This window comes from Halobacterium jilantaiense (genome assembly GCF_900110535.1).
Lineage (GTDB): Archaea > Halobacteriota > Halobacteria > Halobacteriales > Halobacteriaceae > Halobacterium > Halobacterium jilantaiense.
Map to the genome: position 1 here is coordinate 2,105,968 of NZ_FOJA01000001.1, position 14,723 is coordinate 2,120,690.

Here is a 14,723-nt window from a genome sequence, read left to right on the forward strand (position 1 = left end):
GTGCGTCTACGTCGAACGCCGCTCGAGGGCCTTCGGACGGAGGTTCTTGTAGCCGCACTTCCGGCAGCTCTCGGTGTCCTTCGGGTTCCGTGCGTTGCACCGCATGCAGATCTGCTTCCCCAGCAGTCGGTCCTCGATGGTCTGGCTCATGCACCCGGGTTCGGCACCACCGCGTTTAAGCGGTTCGGAACGGGGTCACGCCGCGTCAGCCCTCGCCGGCGTCCAGGTACTCCTGCTGGACCGCCACGACTTCGCTGGAGTCCTCGCAGTCGGCGTACCGCCGGAGCGGCTCCTCGTTCAGTTCGAGGAAGGTGTGGCCCCACGTGAACTTCGAGAGCACCGCTTCGGCGCGCTCCCGGTGGCCGAGGATGGCGAGCGCGCCGGCGAACGCCTCGGCCGTGTTCAACTGGAACGGCTGCCCGTAGTTCACGGGGTTCGCGGCGACGAGGAACGGGAGCGCGCGGTGCTCGCCGTCCAGCTCGAACATCGCTTTACCCGCCGTCTCCCACGAGCAGTCCAGCGCCACGAGGACCGAGGTGTCGTCGGCCGGCGACAGCGCCTGCTCGGCGTGCGGATTCAACACGACCCCGTACGGCGTCTCCCGGGCGGTGTGGTGGAGGTCGACCACGTCGAAGCGCGCGAGCTTCCGCGCCGTACACTTCTCGGGGTCGTCGTCGCCCTCGTAGCGCACGTGCAGGTCCACGATTCACTCTTCGTTGACTGCCAGCCGGCAAAAGCCACTCGCTCGCGTCGCCGCGTCCGCAGTGGCGAGCCGCGCTTTCTTGACGCGGCGGCCACTTTGTCCGCGCATGCACGCCGACGGCCTCGTGCAGGCCTACTACGACGCCATCGACGACGGCGACTACGACGCCCTCCGAGAGGTGCTCGCGCCCGAGTTTGAGCACGTCCGCCCCGACCGCACGCTCTCGGGCCGCGAGGAGTTCGTCGCCTTCATGCGCGACGACCGCCCGCAGACCGACACCGCACACGTCCTCGACGCCGTCTACGAGGGCCGGAACGGTGTGGCCGCCCGCGGCCGCCTGCTCGACGCCGACGGCGAGATTTTCGCGTTCGTCGACGTCTTCGACGTCTCGACGGGCGTCGTCCAGCACCTGAGGACTTACACCAGCCCGGCGTCCGCGAGGGCCGGGAACACCTCGTCCTCGTAGAACGCCACGAACTCGGCCTGGTTCGGGCCGACCTGGTGGACGTAGACGTGGTCGTAGCCCGCGTCGACGGCCTCTCGGATGCTCTCGACGTGGTCCTCGGGGTCTGGACTCGTGACCATGCCGCCCTCGGCGATGTCCGCCTCCGAGACCAGTTCGCAGGCCTGTTCGAAGTGGACCGGCGTCGGCAGCTGCGCGCTCAACTCTCCGGGGAGCGCGTCGTTCGGCCACCACTCGTGGGCCGTCTCGACGGCTTCCTGCTCGGTCTCGGCGTAACACATCTGCAACTGGGTGTACCGCGGGCCTTCGCCGCCCGCCTCCTCCCACGTCTCGACGGTGTCCTGGGGGCCGACGCACCAGAAGCCGTCACCGATGTCCGCCGCGGTCCTCGCCGCGCGCTCGCCGTACGCCGAGACCTGAATGGGTGGCGTCTCCTCGGGGAGCGTGAACAGCCGCGCGTTCTGGACGGTGTAGTGCTCGCCGTGGTGGTTCACCTGCTCGCCCGTCCAGAGGCTCCGGATGACATCGACGGCCTCTTCGAGCATCTCCAGGCGGACCGCGTGCTCGGGCCAGTGGTCGCCGAGGACGTGCTCGTTCAGGAGTTCGCCCGTCCCGACGCCGAGCGCGAACCGCCCCGGCAGCATGTCAGCGACAGTGGCCGCCGCCTGCGCGACAGTCGCCGGGTGGTACCGCAGGATTGGGCAGGTCACGCCGACGCCGACCGGGATGTCGTCGGTGGCGTGGGCGACACCGCCGAGCGTCGACCACACGAACGCGCTCTCGCCCTGCGTGGTCGTCCACGGGTGGAAGTGGTCCGAGATGCCGAGGAAGTCGAAGCCCGCGTCCTCCGCCAGCGCGGCGTGTTCCACCAGGTCGTTCGGAGGATGCTCCTCGCTGGAGAGCGTGTACCCGAGTGCCACCACTCAGCACCACCTCCGCGGTGTTCGTCTCATCACCGCGACAGTTCGGCCGCGACCGGAAAGAGCGTAGTTTCAGATTAGTTGCGTTCGTCGAACTGACGCGGCCACGCACTCTCCGTTCGCGCAGTCCGAGGCCTTCACTTCGCTCGCGGCTCGCGTCGTTCGCCGCTCGCCACTCCCGCGGTTCTCGCTCGCTACGCTCGGCTCACGGCTCGCTTCGCTCCCCGTTCGCCGTCCCGTGGGTCTCACTTGCTCCGACCCACGCACTCGCTCCGAACCGCGCCGTTCAGGCCTCGCGTTCCCCGTCCCCGAGCGCCGACTCCCCGACCTTCCGCGACCCCTCGATGACCTCTTGGCCGTTCATGTACGGCTGGAGGGGCTCGGGCACGTCGACGGTGCCGTCCTCGTTCTGGTAGTACTCCAGAATAGCGACGAGCACGCGGGGCACCGCGACGCCCGACCCGTTCAGAGTGTGGAGGTGTTCGGCCGACTCGTGTCGCTCCGGCCGGTACCGGATGCCAGCACGGCGCGCCTGGAAGTCCTCGAAGTTCGACACCGACGAGACTTCGAGCCAGCGGCCGCCCTCCTCGGGGCCATCGTCCATGTCGTCGCCGGGAGCCCACACCTCGATGTCGTACTTCTTCGCCTGCGTGAACCCGAGGTCGCCCGTACACATCTCCAGAATTCGGTACGGGAGGTCGAGGCGGCGCAGTACCTCTTCGGCCTCGTCGACGAGCCCGTGGAAGCGCTCCTCGGAGTCCTCGGGGCGCACGAAGTTCACGAGCTCGACCTTGTTGAACTGGTGGACGCGCACGATGCCCCGGGTCTCGGTGCCGTGCTCACCGGCCTCCCGGCGGAAGTTCGGCGAGTACGCCTGGTGTTTCAGCGGGAGGTCGTCGTCCAGCAGAATCTCGTCGCGGTACATGTTGGTCACCGGGACCTCCGCCGTCGGCAGCAGCCAGAGGTCGTCGTCGGCGTACTCCGCGTCGTTCTCGCCACCGATTCGGTAGGCGTCCTCGACGAACTTCGGGAACTGGCCGGTGCCCTCCATCGACTGCGAGTTCACGGGAATCGGCGGGAAGACGTCCTCGTAGCCCTGCTCGCGGTGGACCTCCAGCATGAACTGGACGAGCGCGTGTTCGAGGCGGGCACCGGCTCCCTTCGCGAAGTAGAAGCCGCCGCCCGAGACCTTCGCGCCGCGCTCGAAGTCGAGAATGTCCATCTCCTCACCGAGGTCGTAGTGCGGGACGACCGAGTCGGGGAGGTCGCGGAGGTCGTCGAAACCCTCGCGGCGGCGCTCCACGTTCTCGTCCTCGCTGGCCCCGACCGGCACGTCGTCGTCGGGCACCATCGGAAGCGTCAGGAGCCGTTCCTCGAGTTCGGCCTCCAGTTCGTCGGCGCGGGCCTCGACGGTCTCCAGTTCGTCCTTGAGTTCCTGCGAGCGCTCGATAGCGTCCTGGGCTTCCGCCTCCTCGCCGGCTTGCTTCAGCTCGCCGATCTTCGAGGACACCTCGTTGCGCTCGTGGCGCAGCTCGTCGCCGCGCGCTTTGAGTTCGCGCCACTCCTCGTCGACCTCCAGAATCCGGTCGAGGTCCGCGTCGACGCCCTTCTTGTCGAGGGCGTCCCGCACGTCGTCGGGGTGCTCGCGGACGAACTGTCGGGACAGCATTCTTGCTCGTCGGTTCGCCGGGCCCGGGCAAGAACGTATCGCATCCCTGTGACGCAGTCACGCCGCGGTCCGGCGGCACGGGCGCTAGTTGCCCACAGCGAGACCCTTTTTACGACCTGCCCCCTCCTGAAGGGTATGACTGCCGACAGAGACAACTGGGACGTGTACGTCGAAGACAACGCACTGGTCGCGGACTTCGCGGCCGACATCTCGACCGACGAGGCCGTGTTCGCGGCCGTCAACGAGGAGTTCGAGCGGCTGGCTGCCGACCCGGACGTCGACACCCACATCTCCGTGCTGCGGATGGACTCACCGCTGAGCAGCGACGTCTTCGGGAAGGCCAAGGAGGCGGCGACAGTCGGCGTCGACCACGACATCCACACCTGGATCGCGGTCTCCGAGGGCATCAAGGGCCACGCGATGACGAGCGAAATCGGGAGCATCGAGGGCGTCGACGTCGAGACGGCGTCGACCCTCGACGAAGCGCTGGCGCTGGCAGCCGAGTAACGCGGCCGCCGCCGCTCGCGCCGGCTCGTCTCGGGTGCTGCGTCCGCGCAGCGTGTCGGTTCGACCGCCGCTGTGCTGGCACACGAACGCTTTTCCCGGCGGCCGTCCCCCGTTCGTGTATGAGTCCTGGCGACGTCTTCGACGTCGAGTCCTGCCCCGGTGTCTCCTACGTGGACACCGGCATGTACGACACGGCCGAGTACGGTTCGGTGTACGTCATCGACGCCGACCGCCCCGCCATCGTGGACACGGGCATCGGCACGAACCACGAGCGCATCCTCGACGCCCTCGACGAGCAGGGCATCGAGCGCTCGGACCTCGAAGCGATTCTCGTCACCCACGTCCACCTCGACCACGCCGGCGGCGCGGGCTACCTCGCGGCGGCGTGCCCGAACGCGGACGTCTACGTCCACGAGGTCGGAGCGCGCCACCTCGTCGACCCCGGCCGGCTCGTCGAGGGGACGAAGGAAGCGGTCGGCGACCAGTGGCAGTACTACGTCGAGCCGGAGCCCGTCCCCGAGGACCGAATCGTCGAACTCACCGACGGCGACACGGTGGACCTGGGGAGCCGGGAGCTGACGGCCCACCACGCGCCCGGCCACGCCCCCCACCAGGTCGTCTTCGAGGACCACTCCTGTGACGCCGTGTTCACGGCCGACGCGGCCGGCATCTGGATTCCCGAACAGGACCGGGTGCGGGAGACGAGTCCGCCGCCGAACTTCGACCTCGAACAGTGCATCGACGACGCGGAACTGCTCCGCCGGCTGGACCCCGACACGCTGCTGTACGCGCACTTCGGCCCCGGCCCGGACGACACGGACGCGGTGCTGAAGCAGTACGAGCAGGTGCTGCGGGACTGGGTCGAGGCCGTGGAAGCCGAAGTCGTCGAGCGCGGCAGCGAGGAGGCCGCCATCGACCACTTCTCCGCGACGACCGAGGTGCAGTACGTCTGGGGCGAGCACAAGGCCGAGGCGGAAACTGCGATGAACGTTCGTGGAGTTCTCCATTACCTTAAGAACAGGGGTGCGTAGTAGGGGCCATGACCTTCAGCGAAGCCGAGTCCGAGTACACGGACGACACCATCGCTCGGCAGACACTCCCACGCACGTTCGAGACGGCGGCCGCCCGGCACGCCGACAGCGCCGCACAGAGCTACAAGGGCGACGTCTACGAGCGGACACTCACACCGGACGTCGTCGAACCCGCGCCGCCGGACGATTTCGAGACACTGACGTACGGCGAACTCCGCGACATCGTCCGGAATCTCGCCGCCGGCTTCCGCGACCTCGGCGTCGAGGCCGGCGACCGCGTCGGCATCTTCTCGCACACCCGCATGGAGTGGGCGCAGGCCGACTTCGGCATACTCGCCGCCGGTGGTGCCGTCACCACCGTCTACGCCAGCTCCAGCCCCCGACAGGTGCGACACCTCCTCGGCGACAGCGGTGCCGTCGGCGTCGTCGTCGAGAACGCGGAGATGCTCGACCGAGTGCGGGCGGTCGAAGACGACCTCGACATCGAGTTCGTCGTCACGATGGACCGCGTCGCGGACGACGACGCCATCCCGCTGTCGGACGTCTACGAGCGCGGCCGCGAGACGTTCGACCGCGACACCTACGAGGGCTGGATCGACGACCGCGACTACGGCGACATCGCGAGCCTCATCTACACCTCCGGTACCACCGGGAAGCCGAAGGGTGCCGCGCTCAGCCACGAGAACTTCCGGGAGAACGTCAACCAGTGCCGCAAACGCTTCGGGCCGCGGCCCGACCGCGGCGGCGCGCCCGCCATCACGAACGAGACCCGCCACCTCTCCTTCCTCCCGCTCGCGCACGTCCTCGAACGGCTCGCGGGACACTTCCTGCTGTTCGCGTCCGGGGCGGAGGTGTGTTACGCCGAATCACCGGACACGCTCCGCGAGGACTTCGGGCTGTTCGAGCCGTCCACTGCGACCAGCGTCCCCCGGGTGTACGAGAAGCTCTACGACGCCATCCGCGAACAGGCCTCGGAGTCACCGGTCAAAGAACGCATCTTCGAGTGGGCGACCGACGTCGGCCGCGACTTCCACGAGACCGACGACCCCGGACTCGCCCTGCGTGCGAAACGCACCGTCGCGGACAAACTCGTCTTCGGCCAGGTGAAAGACGCCCTCGGCGGCAACATCGACTTCTTCATCTCCGGCGGCGGGTCGCTGTCCGCAGACCTCTGTGCGCTCTACCACGGCATGGACATCCCGATTCTTGAGGGGTACGGGCTCACGGAGACCAGCCCCGTACTCGCGGTCAATCCCTACGAGAACCCCCAGGTCGGGACCATCGGCCCGGCGCTCCCGGACACCGAACTGGTCGTCGACGAGTCCGTCGCCAGCCCGGAGCAGCGCGAGCGCCACGACGGAGACGTCGGTGAACTGCTCGCCCGCGGCCCCCAGGTGTTCGACGGCTACTGGGACCTCCCGGACGCCACCGAGGAGGCGTTCGTCGAGTACGAGGGCAAAGAGTGGTTCCGAACCGGCGACGTCGTCGAGATTCGCGAGGACGGCTATGTCCAGTTCCTCGAACGCGCGAAGCAGCTGCTCACGCTCTCGACGGGCAAGAACGTCGCGCCCGGCCCCATCGAGGACGCGTTCGCCGCCAGCCCGCTCGTCGAACAGGCGATGGTCGTCGGCGACAGCCAGAAGTTCATCTCCGCTATCGTCGTCCCGAACTTCGACGGCGTCCGCAAGTGGGCCGACCAGGCGGGCGTCGACATCCCCGACGACCCGGACGCCGTCTGCCGGGACGACCGCGTCTACGACCGCATCCAGGAGGAAGTCGACGACGTCAACGAGAACTTCGAGACGTACGAGCAGATCAAACAGTTCCGGCTCGTCGCCACGGAGTTCACGGAGGACAACGACCTCCTGACGCCCACGATGAAGAAGAAGCGCCGGAACATCCTCGACAAGTTCGCCGACACCGTCGGCGACATGTACGCCGAGTAACGACGAGAAGGCCGCCGCAACCCGGCTGCTTTATACCGAGGGAAAGTAACGTCCCTACGATGCGACAACCGGAGGGCCACAGATGAGTTCCGCAATCATCCCCGTGGTCGCCACAATCATCGCGCTCGGCGTCCTCGCGCAGGTCGTCGCCGCCCGGCTGCAGGTGCCCAGCGTGCTGTTTCTCATCCTCGCGGGCATCGTCGTCGGCCCCGAGGTTCTGGGCGTCGTCACCCTGAAGTCGTTCGGCGGCATCGAGACGCTGTCGGGCATCGTCGGCCTCTCGGTCGCGATTATCGTCTTCGAGGGCGCGTTCCACCTCAAACTGGAGAAGCTCCGGGAGGCCCCGGGAGCGTGGCTCCGGCTCGTCACAGTCGGTGCGGCCATCGCACTCGTCGGGACGGCGCTCGCCGTCCGCGTCCTGTTGAACGCCGACTGGGGGGTCGCGTTCCTCATCGGGAGCCTCCTGGTCGCGACCGGTCCGACGGTCATCACACCGATTCTGAACGTCGTCCCGGTCCGGGACCGCGTCGGTGCCGCCCTCGAGACCGAGGGGGTCGTCAACGACGTCACGGCGGCCATCCTCGCCATCGTCGTCTTCGAGGTCGTCGTGGACCCCAACCGGTCGAGCGACGTCATCGTCCGGGACTTCATCACTCGGCTCGGCACCGGCGTCCTCATCGGCCTCATCGTCACCGGTGCCGTCTGGTACCTCCTCCGGTACGTCGACCTCTCACGGGGGAACGCCCCCCAGAACGCGCGGCTGGTCGTCCTCGCCGGCGCGCTCGTCGCGTACGGTGCCGCGGACACCCTCTACAGCGAGGCCGGCATCGCCGCCGTCGCCACCGCGGGCGTCGTGCTCGGAAACGCGAATCTCCCCTACGAGGAGGAGATAGAGGCGTTCAAAGGCGACGTGACGCTCGTCGTCCTGTCCTTTGTCTTCATCGGGCTGGCCGCCCTGCTATCCTTCGAGACGCTGCTCGACCTCGGGTTCGCGGGACTCGCCGTGGCCGTAGTCGCGGCCGCCATCGTGCGACCGATTGCGGTGTTCGCGTCCACGGCCGGCGGCCGGTACGAGCGCTCCGAGCGCGCGTTCATGAGCGCGGTCGGTCCGCGCGGCATCATCCCGGCGTCCGTCGCGACGCTGTTCGCCGCGGAGCTCCAGACAATCGGGATGAACGAGGCCGCGAACCTCCTCGTCGGTACCGTCTTCCTCACCATCCTCCTGACCGTCGTCGTGGAGGGAGGATTCGCCAGACACATCGCGCAAGCACTCGACGTCATACCAATGCGTGTCATCATCGTCGGCGGCGGCACCGTCGGTCGCGCGCTCGCAGAGCGCCTCGAAGACCGCGGTGAGAACGTCGTCATCGTAGAGAACCGTGAACCGGCAGTCGAACGAGCGCGGAACGAAGGGTACGCCGTCCACAAGGGCGACGGAACCGACACCGACGAACTCCGGTCGGCGGGCGCGGAGAACGCCAAGATACTGGTCGCGTCGACCGGCGACGACGACGTGAACCTCCTGGTCGCCCAGCTCGCGGACTCGAAGTTCGACGTGGACACCATCATCGCTCGCGCGAACAACCCCGACAACGTCGACGCGTTCGAGGACCTCGGTGTCCGAACCGTCTCCTCGTCGCTCGCGACCGCGTGGGGCATCGACAACATCATCGAGCGGCCCGCGCTCTCCAACTGGATGACCGAAATCGGGCGCTCGGGCGACGTCCAGGAGGTTGAAGTGACCTCGGAGGACCTCGTCGGCCTGACCATCGACGAACTCGACGAGGACCTGCCCGCTGGCGTCATCATCGCGCTCGTCGGTCGCGACGGCGACAACAGGGTGCCGGACGCCGACTTCACGCTTCAGGAGGGCGACCACTTGACGTTCCTCGGCCGGAAAGACGCCGTCAGGAACGCGCTCGACTGGTGTCACGCCGAGGCGTAACCCCGGCGTCGCCCCGTCCGTTCACTCGCGGTGGACCTGCCACGTGAAGATGCTCTCGAAGACGTAGTTGACGAGCATCGCCACGGCGATTGCGCCGCCTTTCACCAGGACCAGCCAGAGGTCGACACCGGCGACTGCTAGCTCGACGGAGACGCTGTAGAACACGCCGACGAACAGGAGGTACTGGAGCGTCGACCCGCCAGCGCGGACGACGTGCGAGCGGAGGAGCCGTCTGCCGAGCGACCGGCCGTCGTCGCCGCCTTCGTCGGCGAACGTCCAGTGTTCGTTGACGGTGAACATCACGAGGATGGCCGTCTCGATGCTGGCGACGTTCGCGACGGCCGCGGACAGCCCCGCGAACTCGGTCAGGACGAGGAGCGTCGTCACGTCGAAGGCGGCACCCACGACGCCGACGGAGACGAACTGCCCGAATCGCACACCGGAGACCAGCGCCTCGAAGCGCGCCGGCACCGCTGCCCGGACGCGGTCCAGACTGCCGTCGAGCCTACTCATGGTCCGTCGGCTCCTCGACGAGCGCCGGTTCACCGTCGCGGCGGTCCGCGATGGCGGCGTGCAGTGTGCTGTCCCCGAGGCGTTTCGCGCGGTGGCGCGCCCGCAGCAGCGACCCGAGCAGCCGGAACGGCGTGCGGACGGCCGACACCGTCGACCCGGGCTGGTCCTCCCACGAGATTGGGACCTCGGCGACCCGGCAGCCGAGCGCGCCAGCGACGGCGACCAGTTCCACGTCCCACGCGAACCCGGCCTCGTGGAGGTGACTGCGTACGCGCTCCCACGCGCCGGTCGTGAGTGCCTTCGCGCCGCACTGGTAGTCGTAGAGGTCCACGGTGAGGAGCGTGCCAGCGAGCCACGCGAACCCGTCGCCGAGCAGCCGGCGGACGACGGTCTGGTGGCTCTTCACGTCGCTGTCGGGGTGCCGTCGCGACCCGACGGCGAGGTCCGCGCTGCCGTCTGCCACGCGGGCGACGACATCAGCCAGCGAGCCCGCTGGCGTCGCGCCGTCGGCGTCCGCGAACGCCAGCACGTCCGTGTCGAGTGCCTCGAAGCCGGCCGTGATTGCGGCTCCCTTGCCGCGGCGACCGGCGCTCTCGGCGACCGTCGCGCCCGCGTCTCGAATACGGTCGGCGACCCCGGCGCTGGCAGCATCCAACTCGACGTGCAGCTCGGCCGGGTCGAGCGTCTCCCGGAGGTCGTCGAGGTAACCGACGAGTCGCTCCACGTCGGGGTCGTAGGCGGGGACGACGATGCCGACGGAGTCCATCGTCCCTAGAGAATCGGGGGGCCGGTATCAGTTTCGTGGTTTCTCACCGGGCGGTGGCCGCAGCCTGCGGCGCGGCCGGTGGCTTACCGCTCGAACGTGATCGCCGCGCCCTGCCACGACGACCTTTTGCGCTGCGCGAGCGGCGTCGCCGCTCGGCTCGGCAAAAGCTCGGCCAAAAGCACCGTCGGACCCCACTACGGGGGTCCTCGGTACCCGCGCCCGCGGCGCGGTCGGCGGCTTACCGTTCGAACGTGATCGCCGCGCCCTGCCCGAAGCCGACACAGAGCGTCGCGAGGCCCTTGTCGACGTTCCGCTCGTTCATCTCGTGGACGAGCGTCACGGGGAGGCGCGCGCCGCTCGCGCCGAGCGGGTGGCCGAGCGCGATTGCGCCGCCGTTGACGTTGAACTTCTCGTTGTCGATGCCGAGCTCGTCACGGGAGTAGACCGTCTGGGACGCGAACGCCTCGTTCAGCTCCACGAGGTCGAAGTCCTCGATGGAGTCGCCGGTGCGGTCGAGCAGGCCCCGGGTGGCGGGCACCGGGCCGATGCCCATCACTTCGGGGTCGACGCCCGCGACGTTGTGGTCGCCGACGTACGCGAGGATGTCGAGGCCGTGGTCCTCGGCGAACGACTCGCTCGTGACGAGCGTCGCGGCCGCACCGTCCGAAATCTGGCTGGCGTTGCCCGGGGTGACGGAGCCGTCGCTCTTGAACACGGTCGGGAGCTGGCCGAGCGCCTCCATCGTGGTGTCGCGGCGGATACCCTCGTCCTCCTCGACGAGGCCGTCGTCGGTCTCGATGGGGACAATTTGGTCGTCGAAGCGGCCCTCGTCGGTCGCCGCGGCGGCGCGCTGCTGGCTCTGGAGCGCGTACTCGTCTTGCGTCTCACGGGAGATGTCGTGGCGCTGTGCGACCTCCTCGGCGGTCATCCCCATCTGGAGCTGAGGGATGTTGTAGTGCTCGGCGAGCCCGGGGTGGAGGTGCTCGTAGGAGTTGCCGTCCATCGGCACGCGGCTCATGTTCTCCACGCCGCCCGCGATGATGGCGTCGCGCTGACCGGCGCGAATCGAGTCCGCCGACCGCATGATGGCCTCCATCGAGGACGCACACCAGCGATTGATGGACGCGGCCGGCACGTCCTCACCGAGCTCCGAGAGCAGGGCGATGACGCGCGCGACGTTGTTGTCCTGTTCGCTGCGCTGCTGAGCGACGCCCCACTGGAGGTCGTCGACGTGGTCGCTCGTCAGGCCGGTCTCGTCGAGGATGTGGTCGATGAGCGCGACCGAGAGGTCCTCGCTGCGGGTGTCCGCGTACACGCCGTCCTCCTTGCCCTGGGGGGTTCGGTAGGCCGCCGCGATGACTGGAGTGGTGGTATCTGCCATACCAGTAGCGTGCGGACGACAGTCCTTAAACCTCCGACAACCGGCCGCACACCACCAGCCGTTTACTCGGGCCGTCAGACTCCCCGGTTGCGGCGCTCGGCTCGCGGCCGCACTGCGTTCCAGAAAGCGTTTAGTACCGTCTCCGCAACCGCGTGGTATGTCACGGAGCCGCGACGGCGCGTCGGTCCGCGTCGCTGCCGCCCTCCTCGCGGTCGCCGCCGCCGGGCTCGCAGCGCGGCTGTGGGCGCTCGGCTGGCGAGTCGCCCACCAGGACGAAGCCCGCGTCGCAAGCTGGATTCTCCACTACATGGACGTCGGGGGCTGGGAGTACCGCGCCATCATCCACGGCCCGTTTCTCCCGCACGTCAACGGCGTCGTCTTCGACCTCCTCGGGCCATCGGACTTCGCGATGCGGCTGGTGGTCGCGCTCGTCGGCAGCCTGCTGCCGCTGGCGGCGTGGCTCTACCGCGAGCACCTCACCGACGTCGAGGTTGTCGCGCTCGGGGTGTTCCTCGCGGCGAACCCCGTCCTGCTGTACTACTCGCGGTTCATGCGCAACGACCTGCTGCTCGCCGCGTTCACGTTCGTCGCGCTCGGCCTGTTCGTGCGCGCCATCGACACCGGGAAGACGCGGTACCTCTACGCCGGCGCGCTCCCGTTCGCGCTGGCGTTCACCACGAAGGAGAACAGCCTGCTGTACCCCGTGTGCTGGCTGGGCGCGCTCGCGCTGGTGTTCGACGGCCGGATGGTGCTCGCGGAGGCCGACGAGGAGGAGAGCCGGTTCGACACCGCACGAAGCCACCTGCGCCGCGTGCTCCGTGTCGCGTGGCGGTACAAACTCGCTCTCACCCTCGTCGCCGTTCAGGTGGCTGCCGTCGTCGTCGCGTTCTACGCGCCGAAACCGGAGCTCTACCGCATCCTCGCGAACCCCGACCTCGCCGGCGGCGTACTGCGCGCGGCGACGTTCGGCACCTACGACGAGTTCGTCGGGCTCTGGGGGTCGACGAGTACGAAAGAGCACTCCTACATCGCCTTCCTGAAACACGACCTCGAAGTCCTACTCGCGGGCGCGTCCGCGCTCACCGTCGCGGCGCTCCTCGGGTTCCTCCACGACCGGTACACCGGCGACCGACCGCGAGCGATCGTCGCGTTCGCGTTCTACTGGGGGGCGTTCTCCGTGTTCGGCTACCCCGCCGTCTCCGACATCGCCGCGCCCTGGACCGCCGTGAACGCGCTCGTCCCGCTCGCGATTCCGGCTGCGGTCGGCGTCGGCGTCGTCGTGCGGTACGGGCTGAGCGGGGTCGAACTCGACCGCCCGACGAGGGCGCGCCTCGCCGCCGCCGTGCTGGTGGTCGCCGCGGTCGGCACCGGCGCTGTAGCCGCACAGACCACGTACGCGAACGCGCAGGGGCCGAACAATCCGCTCGTGCAGTACGCCCAGCCGTCCGGACAGATGCAGGGGACGCTCGCCGACATCGAGGAGCGCGCCGCCGCAAACGAGGGCGTCGACGTCCTGTTCTACGGCGAGGAGTTCTACAACGCCGAGGAGGCGGCGGGCGGGACGCCCACGCTCCGCATCGACGACTACGACGACCAGAACGACACTGGCGGCGGGTACGAGGGCTGGTTCGACCGCCTGCCGCTGCCGTGGTATCTGGAGACCTACGACGCGAACGTCTCCAGCACCACCGACGCCGGCGCGGTCGCGGACTCGAACTCACCCGTCGTCGTCACGCTCGAAGACGACGAGGAGCCGATTCGCGAGGGGCTCGAAGCCCGAGGGTACGACCGCGTCGTCCACCAGGGCTACCAGCACAGCCAGCCGCTCGTGTTCTACGTCGCACCGTCGTAGCTGGGCCATCCGTCCCGTGATTCGATTGGTCGCCAATCACGACTCGGCGCACTACGGTTCGCACTGGACCGATCTAACGGGCAGTATTGGTTCTTCGCTGCCGGAATGCAAAGAGCCGATTTCTCTACGAAAGATGGTCAGTACAGTGACGGGGCCGCAGGATATGCTCTCGCAAACAACCTCACTCCGGACTTTGGCAGTTACGAGATGAACTAGTCGGTTCTTTCTTTCTCCTGCAAACCAGTCCCCCGTTATTCAACATCTAGATCTAGTTTCAAGTCAGAGGAAAGTCGAACGATGATTCTATCTTCGTTGTGAAGAGTTGTAGTCTGTTCAACGGGTGACTTCTCGAAGCTGACGCTGGCTGTGTCTGGCATTCCTTCGGTCTGAATAGATGCTTCTTCATCAGATATCTCTGCGGTTGCTTCGATTTTATACCGCTCACCAGAGTTTATCTGGGTATGGAAGTGGTTACGTTCACCCGAAGCCAGAGCGCTATTTCGCGAAATGCTGGCCCTAGAAGTGGTTGAGTTGAGGGTTGCTGCTATTTTCGCGTTTTCACCGGAACGATTGATGAACTGGAGGAGCACTGTTCCTTCTGAACGAGGGTTGTTTTTTCTGGCGGACCAGAGAGTGAATCCTGAAAGGCCGGCAAGGCCTGTACCGACACCGGACAGGAACTTTCTTCGACTCTGCATAATTAAAATATCTGTCTCCACGGTAAACTGTTTTCTGTGGTTGTTCAGGCGTTTTCCGGTTAGCTGATTCCGCACGGTCGGTCATCAGAGGCCGGTACCCCGGAGGACCGGCAGCAGAGGTGCAATGTGACGAGCTGATACGGAAGCACCCCGCTGACGGCCAAGCCGATAATCTACGCTCGGGCGTGGCTCTAGCCGTCGCTGAGGGCCGAGCGGTCTGATCCCTCAACTATCCAGACTTCCGCGTCCGCCCACCCTCAGATGTATCGGCCCTCAAGCGTCTCCGTGTTCAGCGTGTACCGATTCCTCTCTCGGTGGCTGGTCTCGTC

At 67.5% G+C, this 14,723-nt stretch carries 14 protein-coding genes; 6 read left to right on the forward strand and 8 right to left on the reverse strand.

The annotated features are described in order from the left end of the window. Positions 1-6: 6 nt before the first annotated feature. Together BMW35_RS10805 and BMW35_RS10810 are read right to left on the reverse strand one after the other, a co-directional pair. The gene (locus BMW35_RS10805; protein WP_089669448.1) at positions 7-150 is read right to left on the reverse strand and encodes a 50S ribosomal protein L40e; all 144 of its coding nucleotides are present in this window, start codon (positions 148-150) and stop codon (positions 7-9) included. Between the two features lie 55 nt (positions 151-205). After that, a complete protein-coding gene (locus tag BMW35_RS10810) occupies positions 206-703 on the reverse strand; it encodes a DUF367 family protein (RefSeq protein ID WP_089669449.1) in 498 nt (165 codons plus the stop codon). 106 nt (positions 704-809) lie between these two features. On the opposite strand from BMW35_RS10810, the gene BMW35_RS10815 reads away from it, so the two are divergent. Further along, positions 810-1,169 (forward strand): nuclear transport factor 2 family protein, encoded by a 360-nt coding sequence (locus BMW35_RS10815; RefSeq protein ID WP_089669450.1) that lies wholly within the window; start codon positions 810-812, stop codon positions 1,167-1,169. Here the strand turns inward: BMW35_RS10815 and BMW35_RS10820 are convergent. Both BMW35_RS10820 and serS read right to left on the reverse strand, forming a co-directional pair. Next, entirely contained in the window at positions 1,121-2,089 is a 969-nt protein-coding gene (locus BMW35_RS10820) for a TIGR03557 family F420-dependent LLM class oxidoreductase (RefSeq protein ID WP_089669451.1), read from the reverse strand. The two genes, BMW35_RS10815 and BMW35_RS10820, sit on opposite strands and share 49 nt — an antisense overlap. A gap of 283 nt (positions 2,090-2,372) precedes the next feature. Next, on the reverse strand, positions 2,373-3,755 hold the full coding sequence (serS, locus tag BMW35_RS10825) for a serine--tRNA ligase (protein WP_089669452.1): 1,383 nt from the start codon (positions 3,753-3,755) through the stop codon (positions 2,373-2,375). A 135-nt stretch (positions 3,756-3,890) separates the two neighbouring features. Between serS and BMW35_RS10830 the strand changes: the two genes are divergently transcribed. From BMW35_RS10830 to BMW35_RS10845, 4 genes are all read left to right on the forward strand, one after another. Next, complete coding sequence (locus BMW35_RS10830) at positions 3,891-4,262, forward strand: hypothetical protein (RefSeq protein ID WP_089669453.1); 372 nt, start codon at positions 3,891-3,893, stop codon at positions 4,260-4,262. 119 nt (positions 4,263-4,381) lie between these two features. Further along, positions 4,382-5,293 (forward strand): MBL fold metallo-hydrolase, encoded by a 912-nt coding sequence (locus BMW35_RS10835; protein WP_089669454.1) that lies wholly within the window; start codon positions 4,382-4,384, stop codon positions 5,291-5,293. A gap of 8 nt (positions 5,294-5,301) precedes the next feature. Then, positions 5,302-7,239 (forward strand): AMP-dependent synthetase/ligase, encoded by a 1,938-nt coding sequence (locus tag BMW35_RS10840; RefSeq protein ID WP_089669455.1) that lies wholly within the window; start codon positions 5,302-5,304, stop codon positions 7,237-7,239. An 82-nt stretch (positions 7,240-7,321) separates the two neighbouring features. Beyond that, entirely contained in the window at positions 7,322-9,184 is a 1,863-nt protein-coding gene (locus BMW35_RS10845; RefSeq protein ID WP_089669456.1) for a cation:proton antiporter domain-containing protein, read from the forward strand. Between the two features lie 21 nt (positions 9,185-9,205). Here the strand turns inward: BMW35_RS10845 and BMW35_RS10850 are convergent, their stop codons facing one another. From BMW35_RS10850 to BMW35_RS10860, 3 genes are all read right to left on the reverse strand, one after another. Continuing rightward, positions 9,206-9,697 (reverse strand): GtrA family protein, encoded by a 492-nt coding sequence (locus tag BMW35_RS10850; RefSeq protein WP_089669457.1) that lies wholly within the window; start codon positions 9,695-9,697, stop codon positions 9,206-9,208. Continuing rightward, positions 9,690-10,463 (reverse strand): glycosyltransferase, encoded by a 774-nt coding sequence (locus BMW35_RS10855; RefSeq protein ID WP_089669458.1) that lies wholly within the window; start codon positions 10,461-10,463, stop codon positions 9,690-9,692. Before BMW35_RS10855 ends, BMW35_RS10850 begins: the two co-directional genes overlap by 8 nt. Positions 10,464-10,701: 238 nt before the next feature. After that, the gene (locus tag BMW35_RS10860; protein WP_089669459.1) at positions 10,702-11,844 is read right to left on the reverse strand and encodes a thiolase family protein; all 1,143 of its coding nucleotides are present in this window, start codon (positions 11,842-11,844) and stop codon (positions 10,702-10,704) included. 157 nt (positions 11,845-12,001) lie between these two features. Here BMW35_RS10860 and BMW35_RS10865 point away from each other — a divergent pair, with 157 nt between their 5' ends. Next, positions 12,002-13,696, forward strand: coding sequence for a flippase activity-associated protein Agl23 (locus tag BMW35_RS10865; RefSeq protein WP_089669460.1), 1,695 nt, complete (start codon positions 12,002-12,004; stop codon positions 13,694-13,696). 251 nt (positions 13,697-13,947) lie between these two features. On the opposite strand, the gene BMW35_RS15380 is transcribed toward BMW35_RS10865, so the two are convergent. Next, complete coding sequence (locus BMW35_RS15380) at positions 13,948-14,415, reverse strand: hypothetical protein (RefSeq protein ID WP_143052192.1); 468 nt, start codon at positions 14,413-14,415, stop codon at positions 13,948-13,950. Positions 14,416-14,723 lie beyond the last annotated feature (308 nt).